The 12,252-nt window shown below is 74.2% G+C and carries 10 protein-coding genes; 2 read left to right on the top strand and 8 right to left on the bottom strand.

Features of this window, described 5'->3' with window-relative positions; all coding sequences use genetic code 11:
- Positions 1 to 13: 13 nt before the first annotated feature.
- The 8 genes from BM142_RS13895 to BM142_RS13930 all read right to left on the bottom strand — a co-directional run bounded on the left by BM142_RS13895 (position 14) and on the right by BM142_RS13930 (position 10,365).
- A complete protein-coding gene (locus tag BM142_RS13895; protein WP_092199760.1) occupies positions 14 to 868 on the bottom strand; it encodes an FAD binding domain-containing protein in 855 nt (284 codons plus the stop codon).
- The gene (locus BM142_RS13900) at positions 865 to 3,360 is read right to left on the bottom strand and encodes a xanthine dehydrogenase family protein molybdopterin-binding subunit (protein ID WP_092199763.1); all 2,496 of its coding nucleotides are present in this window, start codon (positions 3,358 to 3,360) and stop codon (positions 865 to 867) included. Before BM142_RS13900 ends, BM142_RS13895 begins: the two co-directional genes overlap by 4 nt.
- Positions 3,357 to 3,860, bottom strand: coding sequence for a (2Fe-2S)-binding protein (locus tag BM142_RS13905; protein ID WP_254790927.1), 504 nt, complete (start codon positions 3,858 to 3,860; stop codon positions 3,357 to 3,359). Before BM142_RS13905 ends, BM142_RS13900 begins: the two co-directional genes overlap by 4 nt.
- Positions 3,861 to 4,076: 216 nt before the next feature.
- On the bottom strand, positions 4,077 to 5,282 hold the full coding sequence (locus tag BM142_RS13910; protein WP_254790929.1) for an MFS transporter: 1,206 nt from the start codon (positions 5,280 to 5,282) through the stop codon (positions 4,077 to 4,079).
- 121 nt (positions 5,283 to 5,403) lie between these two features.
- Positions 5,404 to 6,726, bottom strand: a complete 1,323-nt coding sequence (locus BM142_RS13915) for a GAF domain-containing protein (protein ID WP_092199772.1) — start codon at positions 6,724 to 6,726, stop codon at positions 5,404 to 5,406.
- Between the two features lie 102 nt (positions 6,727 to 6,828).
- Complete coding sequence (locus tag BM142_RS13920; protein WP_092199775.1) at positions 6,829 to 8,115, bottom strand: multidrug effflux MFS transporter; 1,287 nt, start codon at positions 8,113 to 8,115, stop codon at positions 6,829 to 6,831.
- Between the two features lie 84 nt (positions 8,116 to 8,199).
- On the bottom strand, positions 8,200 to 9,642 hold the full coding sequence (gene mftF, locus BM142_RS13925) for a mycofactocin biosynthesis glycosyltransferase MftF (protein WP_092199778.1): 1,443 nt from the start codon (positions 9,640 to 9,642) through the stop codon (positions 8,200 to 8,202).
- Positions 9,643 to 9,654: 12 nt separating this feature from the next.
- The gene (locus BM142_RS13930; RefSeq protein WP_092199780.1) at positions 9,655 to 10,365 is read right to left on the bottom strand and encodes a DUF4386 domain-containing protein; all 711 of its coding nucleotides are present in this window, start codon (positions 10,363 to 10,365) and stop codon (positions 9,655 to 9,657) included.
- A 91-nt stretch (positions 10,366 to 10,456) separates the two neighbouring features.
- On the opposite strand from BM142_RS13930, the gene BM142_RS13935 reads away from it, so the two are divergent.
- Together BM142_RS13935 and BM142_RS13940 are read left to right on the top strand one after the other, a co-directional pair.
- Positions 10,457 to 11,188 (top strand): TetR/AcrR family transcriptional regulator, encoded by a 732-nt coding sequence (locus tag BM142_RS13935; RefSeq protein WP_092199783.1) that lies wholly within the window; start codon positions 10,457 to 10,459, stop codon positions 11,186 to 11,188.
- Positions 11,189 to 11,243: 55 nt separating this feature from the next.
- Entirely contained in the window at positions 11,244 to 12,251 is a 1,008-nt protein-coding gene (locus BM142_RS13940; protein WP_092199786.1) for an iron-siderophore ABC transporter substrate-binding protein, read from the top strand.
- The last annotated feature ends 1 nt before the right edge of the window (position 12,252 follow it).

The raw sequence follows: 12,252 nt of genomic DNA on the forward strand, positions 1-12,252 counted from the left end.
GGCGATGGGGACGCTACAGCCCACAGGCCGCCGATACCGCACGGCGCGTGAGCACCGTCGCGAGGTGTTGGCGGTAGTCGGCCTGCGCGTTGAGGTCGCTGCTCGGGCTGGTGCCCTCACCGGCGTGCTCGGCCGCTGCGGCGATGGCCTCCGCGGTGGCGTCGGCACCGGCCAGCGCCGCCTCGACCGCCGACGCGCGCAGGGGCGTCGGGCCCATGTTGGTCAGCCCGATGCGCGCCTCCGCGATCCGGCCGCCCTCCATCCGCACGGCCGCGGCGACCGCCACGATCGACCACGCCTGGGCCACCCGGTTGAACTTCTCGTAGTGCATGGCCCAGCCCTCGCGCTTGGGGACGCGGATCTCGACGAGCAGCTCCCCCTCCTCCAGCGCGGTGGTGAGGTAGTCGACGAAGAACTCCGCGGCGGGAACGGTGCGGCGACCGGACAGCCCGGCGATGACGAACTCGGCGTCCAGGGCCAGGGCCACCGCCGGCAGGTCACCGGCGGGGTCGGCGTGCGCCAGGGCCCCGCCGAAGGTGCCGCGGTGGCGCACCTGCCGGTCGGCGACCGTCTCGGTCGCCTCGGCGATCAGCGGCGCGTACCGCGCGATGAGCGGGTCGGAGAGGACGTCGGAGTGCGTCGTCATGGCGCCGACGACGATGGCGTCCCCCTCCTCCCGGACGCCCCGCAGCTCGGCGACCTTCGTCAGGTCGACGACCGTCTCCGGTGCGGCCAGCCGCAGCCGCATGACCGGGATCAGCGACTGCCCGCCGGCGAGGATCTTCACGTCCTCCCCGCCGGTGGCCACCGCCTGCAGCGCCTCGTCGATCGTGGACGGGCGGGCGTACGCGAACGGCGCGGGAATCATCGGTCCCCTCCCAGCGAGGAAGCGTCGGTGGCGACACCGGCGGTGGTCTCGGTCTGCGCCCCGCCGTAGGCGTTCGTCCCGGCGGTGGCGCGGCCGCCGCCGTCCCCGCCCTGGTGGATGGCGCGCCACACCCGTTCCGGCGTCAGTGGCATGAGGATGTCGGACACCCCCAGGTGCCGGACGGCGTCCAGTGCGGCGTTGACCACGGCGGGGGTGGACGCGATGCAGCCGGCCTCGCCGACGCCCTTGGCGCCGATGGGGTTGCCCGGCGCCGCGTGCACGGTGTTGCCGGTGTCGAAGTGCGGCAGGTCGGCCGCCGACGGAACCAGGTAGTCGACGAAGGTGCCGGTGGTCAGGTTGCCGTCGGCGTCGTAGACCGCCTCCTCGTAGAGGGCCTGCGCGATGCCCTGGGCCAGGCCGCCGTGCATCTGCCCCTCCACGATCAGCGGGTTCACGACCACGCCGATGTCGTCCACCGACGCGTACTTGCGGATCGTGACCATGCCCGTCTCGGTGTCGACCTCCATCGCGCACAGGTGCGTGCCGTGCGGGTAGGAGAAGTTCACCGGGTCGAACGTCGCCTCACCGTCGATCGACGGCTCCATGCCCTCCGGGAAGTTGTGCGCGGCGAACGTGGCCAGCGCGATCTCCTGGATGGACAGGCCCGTGCCCGGCGTCCCCCGCACCGAGAAGCTGCCGTTGGCGAAGTCGAGGTCGTCCTCGTTGGCCTCCAGCAGGTGTGCGGCCACCCGGCGCGCCTTGGCGAGGACCTTGTCCGCGGCCTTCATCACGGCGGCGCCACCGACGACCAGCGAGCGCGAGCCGTAGGTGTCCATGCCGCGCGTGGAGATGGCGGTGTCACCGTGCAGGACCTCGACGTCCTCGAACGGGACCCCGAGGGAGTCGGCGACCAGCTGGCTCCACGCCGTCTCGTGACCCTGACCGTGTGGGGTGCTCCCGGTGACCACCTCGACCTTGCCCGTGGGCAGCATCCGGATCGAGGCGTTCTCCCAGCCGCCGGCGCCGTAGGAGAGCGAGCCCAGCACCCGCGACGGGGCCAGGCCGCACATCTCGGTGAACGTGGAGATGCCGATGCCCAGCTGGACGGGGTCGCCGGACTCCCGCCGCCGCTGCTGCTCGGCGCGCAGCTCGTCGTAGCCGAGCAGCTCCAGCGCCTGCTGGGTGGCCTGCTCGTAGTCGCCGCTGTCGTACTCGAGCCCCGCGGCCGTGGTGAAGGGGAACTCCTCGGCGTTGATCCAGTTCTTGCGGCGCAGCTCCAGCGGATCCATCCCGAGCTCGACGGCGAGCTCGTCCATGATCCGCTCGATGGCGAACGTCGCCTCCGGCCGTCCGGCGCCGCGGTAGGCGTCGGTGGGCACCTTGTTGGTGAAGATGCCCCGGCAGTCGAACCGGTAGGCCGGGAACTTGTAGATGCCGACGTACATGAAGGCGCCGAGCACCGGGACACCCGGGCTGACCAGCCGCAGGTAGGCACCCATGTCGGAGAGGATCCGGCAGCGCAGGCCCTTGAGGTTGCCCTCGCGGTCGGCCGCGATGTCGATGTACTGGATCTGGTCGCGACCGTGGTGCGCCGACATCAGCGACTCGCTGCGGGTCTCGGTCCACTTGACCGGCTTGCCCAGCCGGCGGGCCACCAGCAGGCAGAGCACCTCCTCGGGCGTCACCTGGAGCTTTCCGCCGAAGCCGCCGCCCACGTCGGGGGCGATGACGCGCAGCTTGTGCTCCGGGACGCCGGTGACCATCGCCAGCATGACGCGCAGGATGTGCGGGATCTGGGTGGACGACCACAGGGTGTAGTTGTCGCCCTGCGGCTGGACGACCACCGACCTCGGTTCCATGAACGCGGGGATCAGCCGCTGCTGGACGAACCGGCGGCTGACGACGACCTCGGCGTCGGCGAAGGCCTGCTCGGTGTCGGCCCCCGTGCCGGCCTCACCGGCGTCGAAGACGAAGTTGAAGCTCTCGTTCGACTCCAGGTGGTCGTGGCACAGCGAGGGGTTCTGGGCCGTCGCCTCCTCCATGTCCAGGACGACGGGCAGGAGGTCGTAGTCGACGTCGACGAGCTCGACGGCGTCCTGCGCCGCGGTCTTGCTCCGGGCCACGATCACCGCGACCGCCTCGCCGACGTGGTTGACCTCGTCAACGGCGACCGACGGGTGGCCGGGATTGACCATGTCGGGGGTCACCGGCCAGGCGCACGGGATCGAGCCCTGCTCGTCCTTGAAGTCCTGCCCGGTGAAGACGGCGATGACGTTCGGCGACTGCTGTGCGGCGCTGACGTCGACGTTGGTGATCTTCGCGTGGGCCACGGGGCTACGGACGACCGCGAGGTGCAGCATTCCGGGCAGGACCATGTTGTCGGTCCAGGTGGTCTTGCCGGTGATCAGCCGGGCGTCCTCCTTGCGGCGACGCGCCTTGCCGATCTCCTTCTGCGGTGCGTCAGCGGTGGTCGGCTCCTCGACGAGGGTCATGACTGCGCTCCGAGGGTGTCGGCGGCATCGGTCCGGCCGTGCATCTCACCGGCGGCCTGCTGCACCGCGCGGACGATGTTCTGGTAGCCGGTGCACCGGCAGAGGTTGCCCTCGATCCCCTCGCGGACCTCGTCCTCGCTCGGGTCGGGGTTGTCGTTCACCAGGTCGATCGAGGCCATGATCATCCCGGGGGTGCAGAACCCGCACTGCAGCCCGTGCATCTCGTGGAAGGCCTTCTGCATCGGGTGCAGGGTGCCGTTCGACGAGATGCCCTCGATCGTGGTGACCTCGCTGCCGTCGGCCTGGACGGCGAAGACGGTGCAGCTCTTCACGGCCTCACCGTCGAGGTGGACGGTGCAGGCGCCGCAGTTGCTGGTGTCGCAGCCGACGACGGTGCCGACCTTTCCGAGCTGCTCCCGCAGGTAGTGGACGAGAAGCGTCCGCGGTTCGACGTCGTCGCTGTAGTCCGCGCCGTCGACCCGCACAGAAATCTGGGTCACTGCCCCTCCGCTCTGAGGTGTGGCACCGGTCACTGCCGGAGTGTCAGAGCGGAGTCTGTCAACGGAGCGGCCACTTAGCCAGACCTGCTCCGCCATTCGTTGGGTCCGGACCGTCCCGTTTGGACCATGGAGTCAGGAATGCCCGGGATTCCGGGCCGATCCGGGTCGCCGACCCGGCCCGGCACTCAGCGGGCAACGTTGCACGGTGGTTGCAGGTCAGGCCGCAGGGACGCGCTGGATCGCCGCCGCGCCGAACGCCGCCGTGCGGGCGGCGGCCTCCCCGGCGCGGTGCCGCAGAACCGCCGAGACCGCGAGCGGCAGCAGGCCGGCCGCGGCGAGCCCGGCCCCGACCGCGCTGGGCGCGCGGTAGCCGAGGCCCGCGGCGATGACCAGCCCGCCGAACCAGGCGCCGAGGGCGTTGGCCAGGTTGAGCGCCGAGTGGTTCAGCGCGGCCCCCAGCATCTGGGCCTCCCCCGCGGTCTCCATCAGCCGCAACTGCAGCAGGATCGCCAGCGTCGAGCCGCTCACCGACACGAGGAAGACCCCGGCCACCAGACCGGGGGCCCACGGCGCCGCCAGCGCCGTCGCGGCGAGCAGCGCCATCAGCGCGACGAGGGAGCCGGCCACCGAGCGGAACAGCGACCAGTCGCCCAGCCGCCCGGCGAGCGCCGTCCCGATGACCCCGCCGATGCCGTAGACGAGCAGCACCACCGGCAGCGTGCCGCGGGAGAGCCCGGCGACGTCGGTGACGACCGGGGCGATGTAGCTGTAGAGCGCGAACAGGCCGCCGAAGCCGACCACGCCGATCCCCAGGGTCAGCAGCACCTGCGGGCGGCGCAGCGCGCCCAGCTCACCGCGGACCGTGGCCTCGGGCCGGCCCGGCTGCGAGGGGACGACGGCGAGTACGGCGGCCACGGTGGCCGCCGCCAGGACGACCACCAGCCAGTACGCCGTCCGCCAGCCGGCCGCCTGGCCCAGCCAGGTCGCGGCCGGGACGCCGGCGACCAGCGCGACGGACAGGCCGAGCATCACCGAGCTGACCGCGCGCCCCCGGAGCCGCGGGGCGACCAGGGAGGCGGCCACCAGCGAGGCGACGCCGAAGTAAGCGCCGTGCGGCAGCCCGGCCAGCAGGCGGGCGACCAGCAGCGTCCGGTAGCCGGGCGCCAGGGCGGTGAGCACGTTGCCCACCAGGAACGCCCCCATCAGCCCGACCAGCAGGGCGCGCCGCGGGAGGCGGGCACTCAGCGCCGCGATCACCGGGGCACCGATGACGACGCCGACGGCGTAGGCGGAGATGACGTGGCCGGCCGTGGGGATGTCCACACCCACGCCGTCGGCGATGTCGGGCAGCAGGCCCATGGTCACGAACTCGGTGGTGCCGATCGCGAACCCACCGAGCGCGAGCGCGACGATCGCGACCACGGTCCGGACCGTGCTCGGGGACGGGGCATCGACGGAGGAGGGCACGGAGGGGGGCGCTGCACTCACTCGGACTGCCAAGTGCCCGCCGGTGGCCGGCATTCCCGTGCCCGGCGAGTCCGGGTCAGCGGGACCGGTGGCCTCGCCGCAGACGCATCAGATGCTCGGCCGCGGCGGCCCGGCGCGCGGAACCGGCCGGCAGGCACTCCAGGCAGGCCTGCCAGACCAGCACGTCGTCGTGAGCCTCGGGCAGCCGGGCGTAGCGCAGGAGCAGTTCGGGGCGGCGGCTGCGCAGGACCGCCTGGCGGAGCAGCGCGGCCACCCGCTCGCGGGCCACGGCGACCCCCGGCGCGCGGGAGCCGGGCAGCACCGCACCGGGATAGCGCTCCAGCGCCTCGCCGACGGCGCCCCGCGCCAGCAGCCGGCGGACCCGGTCGAGGTCGGTGTCCAGCCGCCCGAGCAGCCGGTAGGGGCGAGAGGCCACGAGGTCGCCCCCCACCAGGCGGCGCAGCCGGGAGAGTTCCGCGCGCACGGTGACCTCCGCCGCCTCGCCGGGATGGCACTCGGCGGCCAGCTGCACCGCCGTCCGCCCCTCCCCCGCGACAGCGGCCTCGGCCAGCAGGAGCAGCAGCTCGGAGTGCCGCAGCGAGAGCTCCACCGGGCCGGCCGGCAGGGTGAGCCGGGCCCGCTCCCGGCCGAGCACCTCCAGCCGCGGGGCCGGCCGCTGCTGGAGCGGCGGCGGACGGTGGCTCGCGCGCCGCTGCAGCTGTTCCCGGTGCTGCCAGCGCAGCTCGGACTCCACTGCCGCGACCGTCGCCCGCACCAGCGTGAGCATGTGCGGGCTGGCCACGTGGTCACCGCCGGTCACGTCGATCGAGCCGAGCAGCGTGCCCGTGACCGGATCGTGCACGGGCGCCGCCGAGCAGCTCCACGGCTGGGCTGTGCGCCGGTAGTGCTCGCTGCCGTAGATCTGCACGGAGTGGTCGACGGCGAGCGCCGTCCCCATGGCATTGGTACCCGCGATGTCCTCGCCCCAGCGGGCACCTTCGACGAAGTGGATGCCGGCAGCGCGGCTGCGCAGCCGGTGGTCCCCCTCGACCCAGAGCATGCGCCCGGACGCGTCGGTGACCGCGACGATCATCCGGTCGTCCTCGGCGTCCTCGACCAGCAGGCGGCGGATCACCGGCATCACCGGCGCGAGCGGATGGGCCGCGCGGTAGGTCAGCAGCTCGTCGTCCACCAGCTCGACCGGCGGCGCAACTCCGTCGGGATCGACCCCGCTCCCGAGCGACCGCCGCCAGGAGTCCACGATCACCGACCGGACGGTGTCGTCGGGCAGCCCGCAGCCGGTGATCAGGCGTTCGTGGGCAGCACGCAACCGGCGGATGTGGTCCGGGCCCGGCCGCCCCGCCGGGAGCGCCAGCCACGGATTCACAGCCGTGGGCATCGGAGGCTCCGCGGACGGTGGCTCATGTCACGCCCATCGTGGCTGGTCCGGGCGGATTCCACCAGTACCAGCGATCGGCGAGGACCTCCGGGTGCGACGGCCTCAGTGCGGGGGAACGGCCAGGTCGTCGGCGCCGGGCTCCGGCAGCTGCCACGGGCGCACCACGACGACGAGCACGCCGATGGCCAGGCCCAGCGCCGAGACGACGACGACGCCGATGGCCACCGCGTCGTTGCCGAGCAGCCCCACCACCGGCGAGACGACGGCACCCACACCGAACTGGATGGCCCCCAGCAGGGCCGCGGCGGTACCGGCGGCGTCGCCGTGCCGGGAGAGGGCGAGCGCCGGCGCGTTGGGCAGGGCCAGACCGCAGGCGAAGAGCACCGCCCACAGGGAACCGGCGACGGCGGGGAGCCCCCCGGTCCCCGTGCCGGCGAGGACCACGAGCGCGGCACCGGCCGCGGCGCCGAGCACGGTGCCGGCCACCAGCAGCTGCTGCGGCGACCAGCGGCGGAGCAGCACGGGGTTGAGCTGGGTGGCCGCGATCAGCCAGACGGCCCCCGCGCCGAAGAGGAGGCCGAACTGCTGCTCGTCGAGGCCGAACTGGCCCTGGTAGACGAAGGCGGACCCCGAGACGTAGCTGAACAGCCCGGCCATCGTCAGGCCGGCCACCAGCACCAGGCCGACGTAGGTGCGGTCGCGGAAGAGGCTGCGGTAGCCCCGCAGGGTGCCCACGACCCCGCTGCCCTGCCGTCGCTCAGGGGGCAGCGTCTCCGGGAGGACGCGGTAGCCGACCACGATCATCAGCACGCCGTACACGGCCAGGACGGCGAAGATCCCCCGCCACGAGGTGAAGCGCAGCAGCTCCCCGCCGAGGGTGGGCGCGAGCACCGGCGCGGCGCCGAGGACGAGGAACAGCCGGGAGAGCATCGTCGCCGCGGCCCGCCCGTCGTAGAGGTCGCGGACGATGGCGATGGCGATCACCGCGCCGGCCGCCGTCCCGACGCCCTGCAGGACGCGCAGGCCGCCGAGGACGGCCAGGTTCGGGGCGACGACCACCAGGAGCGACGCGAGCACGTGCAGCGCGGTGCCGGCCAGCAGCGGCCGGCGCCGGCCGTACCGGTCCGACAGCGGGCCGAGCACGAGCTGTCCCAGGGCCAGGCCGACCAGCGTGCCGGTCAGCGTGAGCTGCACCGCCGCCGACGTCGTCTCCAGCTCACCGGTGATGGTCGGCAGCGCCGGCAGGTACATGTCGATGGTGAGCGGGCCGATGGCGACGAACCCGCCGAGCACCAGCGCCGTCCGGGCCGTGCCCGGTCGGGGGACGGCGGGCGGCGGGGCGGGCGGCGCGGCGGGCGCGGCGACGGGGCGGTGCTGGAGTGTGGTCACGGGTCCCTCGTTCGAGCTGGACGACGCGGTGACCGACGCTGGCCGTGCCGCAGTACGAGGAGGACAAGTGCTCCCGTTCCGGCCTCATTCCGCCGCGGCGGCAACCGGCGGAGTGTTCATCCGCACGTTCCCCGGTGGACGCGCGGGCAGGAGCGCCGCCGGGCTGCCGGCCCGGAGGGCGCCCCACCAGAGGCCGGCGCCGTAGGCGAGGTCGTCCAGCCGGCGGGCGAGGCCGAAACGGACCGGTCCTCCCCGCCCGCGGTGCGGCCACCACGCCGCCGCGGCGTCGGCCACGGCCGTCGCGAGCACCCACCGCCGGGCCCGCCGGGACAGCACCGCCGCGACCAGCGCCACGGGCCAGTGGTGCCGGGTTCCCGAGCGGGCCAGCGCCCGTCCGGACGCGCCCGCGCCCCGGGCGACGAGAAGGGCGGCGAACCCCACCGGCGGGCGCTCCCCCGGCGCGGCGAGCCGGGGGGCGAGTCGGGCGGTGGAGATCCCGAGGATCCCCAGCGCGGCGATCCGGCACCACCGCCGTCCCGACAGCACGAGCGCCCAGGCCAGCGCCGTCTCCGGGGCGATGACGACCGGTGCGACCGCGCTGCCGTGGCGGGCGGCGAGCAGGGCGGCGCCGGTGCCGTAGAACGCCCGCCGGCGCAGCCACCCGGCCGTGGTCGCCGGGTGCTCGTGGGCCACCGCAGCCGCGGGCTCGTAGCGGACCCGCCACCCGGCTGCGTTCAGCCGCCAGACCAGGTCGACGTCCTCCGCGACCCGCATCGTCTCGTCGAAGCCGGACCCCAGGGCACCCCGTCGGACGAGCAGCGCGGCGCTGGGCACGTAGGAGACCGCCGACCCGGGCCGCACCGCGGCCGCCCGCGGGCCCATGTCGAGGGCACCGACGGCAGCCTCGTAGCCGGCGAACCAGCCCGCGCCCCCCTCCAGCGGCACGATCCGCGGGGCGACGGCGGCCAGCCGCGGGTCCGCCAGGTGCGGCCGGAGCCGGGCCAGCCAGCCGGGACGCGGGACGACGTCGGAGTCGAGGAAGGCGACGAACGGCGTGGCCGCCGCGGCCAGGCCCGCGTTCCGGGCGGCCGCGGGACCGCGCGCGGCGGGATGGCGGAGCACCTGCGCCCCGGGCGCGCGGACCGGGACGGCCGAGCCGTCGTCCACCACGACCACCGGCAGGCCCGCCGTCCCCGGATCGGCGCGCAGCGCCGCCAGCAGCCGGCGCAGCGCCGCGGGCCGGTCCCTGACCGGGACGACGACCGTGACGTCGTCCGCGGCCCGTGCGGGCAGCTCGGGACGGGCCAGGCCGGCGTCCAGCAGCCGGGCGGCGAGGGCCGCGGTCGTCGCGTCCCGCACCACCAGCCGGCCGTCGACGAGCAGCGTCCGGGCACGCGGGGCCAGCCGGACCAGGCGCAGCGGCGAGCCCCCGAGCAGCGCCGCACCGCCGTCCCTCGCGCGGGTCCGCTCGTCGAGCCGCACCACGAACCCGTCGGGCAGCCTCCCCTCGGGAGCGGACGGCGTCACGGGCCGATGGTCTCAGGCCGGGACCGGCGCTCCCCGCTCGACCGCGGGGGTCGAGGCCGGGACGGCGCCCCGGAAACCACGGGCCACGAGGTACACCGCCAGGGACATCTCCCACGCGAACACCGGGAGCGCGGCGAGCGTGCCGGGCAGGGACACCTGGTCGTAGAGCCCGGCGAGCACCGCGGTCGCCGAGACGAAGATGAGCGGTCCGGCGACGAGGCCGAGCGCGGGGATCCAGCGGGGGACGAGCCCGGAGCGGAGCAGGAGCCAGGCCAGGAGGACCGTGTTCACCCCGAGCGCGACGTTCGGGCCGAACAGGAACGTCCAGTCGTGCAGGGCCACCAGCGCCCGGCCGGTGGCGACCAGCGCGCCGTCGTCGGCGCCGGCCACGCCGTCGCGCAGGGTGAGGACCGCCAGCAGGGCGAGGATGCCGATGACGATGAGCGTGGCCTCCAGCAGCCGCCCGCAGACGTACCCCAGGGCGAAGCCGGAGTGCCGGTGACGGAGGACCGGGTACAGGGTGATGGCAGTACCGGCGACGGAGACGGCCACGAGGATCTCGAGGAAGGCGCCGAGCCGGATGCCTGCGTCCGAGCCCGTCCCGAGCACGTAGGACCCGTCGCCGAGCACCGGCTGGTAGAGCGCCAGTGCGGCCATCGCGGGGAACGCCGCGACCAGGAAGAACACCCCGGTCACCGTCGCCGTGCGCCTGGAGTCGATCATCGCAGGTCTCCGATCGTCGTCGCGGGTGTACGGCGTACACCTCATCGCCGCGGACGGTAGGTGTACGGTGTACACCTGTCAAGGAGGGTGGATGGCGGACAGTGGCCCGGAGGGGCGTCGTACCCCGCTGAGCCGCGATCGGGTGCTCCGCAGCGCGGTGGCGCTGGCCGACGCCTCGGGCATCGACGCGGTCAGCATGCGCGGGCTCGCCCAGGAGCTCGGGGTCGTCCCGATGGCGCTCTACAAGCACGTGAGCGGCAAGGAGCAGGTGATCGACGGGATGGTCGACCTGGTCATCGGCGAGTTCGAGCCGCCGGATCCCGCCCTGGACTGGCGGGGCGCCGTCCGTTCCCGCGTCCTCTCGGCCCGGCGGGCCGTGCTGCGACACCCGTGGGCACGGCAGGCGATCGAGTCCCGCACCCACCGCTCGCCCACCGTGCTGGGCTACATGGACGCCGTGGCGGGCACGTTCATCGCCGGCGGGTTCTCCCCCGACCTCACCCACCACCTCATGCACGCGCTCGGCAACCGGATCTGGGGATTCACCCCGGAACTGTTCGCGGAGGCGCCCGATCCCGACCGCGGCGCCGATCCTCCGACGGTCGAGGCGCAGCAGGCGATGGCGCGGGAGTTCGCCGAGCGGTACCCGCACATCCTGGCCATCGCGACCGCCGCGACAGGGGGTGACCTGTCCCGCGTGGGCCAGGGGTGCGACGAGCAGTTCGAGTTCGAGTTCGCCCTCGACCTGCTCCTGGACGGCGCCGACCGCCTCCGCCGGGACGGCTGGAGCTCGCTCCACCGCCGACCCCGCCCCGACCGGTGACCACCCGCCGGAGTGTGGTTAGGTCAGCCTTACCTGTTCGTCCGGAGGAGTTCCCATGCCCACCCGTCCCACGCTCCGCGGCGCCGCCCTGCTGGCCGCCACCGCCCTCCTCGTCGCCGGGTGCGGCTCGGACGACAGCGACGGCGGCACCGGCGCCGCGGGCGGCGGCGGGTCCACCGGGTCCTCGGGCGCCTTCCCCGTCACCGTCGGCACCGCGTTCGGCGACGTGACCGTCGAGGAGGAACCGGCGCGCGTCGTGGCGCTCGGCTGGGGCGACGCCGAGACCGCCCTGGCACTCGGCGTCCAGCCGGTCGGCGCCAGCGACTGGCTGGCCTTCGGCGGCGAGGGCGTGGGCCCGTGGCTCGAGGGCGAGTACGACGAGGCGCCCGAGCTCATCGAGACCCTCGAGCCCAGCTACGAGGCGATCGCCGCGCTGGAGCCCGACCTCATCCTCGACACCAAGGGCCCCGGCGACGAGGACCGGCACGAGGCGCTGAGCCGGATCGCCCCCACGATCAGCCAGCCGGAGGGCGTCGACCCGTACCAGATCGGCTGGGAGCAGCAGCTGGACGTGGTCGGCCAGGCGCTGGGCCGCACCGACCGGGCCGAGGAGTTGGCCGCGGAGGTCGAGGAGGCCTTCGCCACCGCCCGCGAGGAGCACCCGGAGTTCGAGGGCACCGAGGTCGCCGTCGGGGCCTACACCGCCGAGGGGTGGGGCGCCTACGTCCGCGGCGACGCCCGGGTGGACTTCATGGAGTCCCTCGGCTTCGTCAACAAGCCGGAGATCCAGGACCTGGCCGGCGAGAACTTCTTCGTCGAGGTCAGCGACGAGCAGCTCAACCTGCTCGACGCCCCGCTCACCGTCGTCTTCCCGATCTTCGTGGACGCCGCCGAGATCACCTCGAGCCCCCTCTGGACGACGCTGGGCTCGGTGCAGCAGGGCAACGCCGTCGTCCTCGAGGACTCGGACCTGCTGAACGCGTTCTCCAGCGGCACGGCCCCGGGGATCCTCTACGCGATCGACAACGCCGTCCCGGAGTTCGCCGCCGCACTGGGCGACTGAC

This window comes from Blastococcus tunisiensis (genome assembly GCF_900112815.1).
Classification (GTDB): domain Bacteria; phylum Actinomycetota; class Actinomycetes; order Mycobacteriales; family Geodermatophilaceae; genus Blastococcus_B; species Blastococcus_B tunisiensis.

Bases quoted from the DNA above. Each gene is read 5' to 3' on its own strand.
- BM142_RS13895 (WP_092199760.1), bottom strand. From the start codon at position 868: ATGATTCCCGCGCCGTTCGCGTACGCCCGCCCGTCCACGATCGACGAG.
- BM142_RS13900 (WP_092199763.1), bottom strand. From the start codon at position 3,360: ATGACCCTCGTCGAGGAGCCGACCACCGCTGACGCACCGCAGAAGGAG.
- BM142_RS13915 (WP_092199772.1), bottom strand. From the start codon at position 6,726: ATGCCCACGGCTGTGAATCCGTGGCTGGCGCTCCCGGCGGGGCGGCCG.
- BM142_RS13930 (WP_092199780.1), bottom strand. From the start codon at position 10,365: ATGATCGACTCCAGGCGCACGGCGACGGTGACCGGGGTGTTCTTCCTG.
- BM142_RS13935 (WP_092199783.1), top strand. From the start codon at position 10,457: ATGGCGGACAGTGGCCCGGAGGGGCGTCGTACCCCGCTGAGCCGCGAT.
- BM142_RS13940 (WP_092199786.1), top strand. From the start codon at position 11,244: ATGCCCACCCGTCCCACGCTCCGCGGCGCCGCCCTGCTGGCCGCCACC.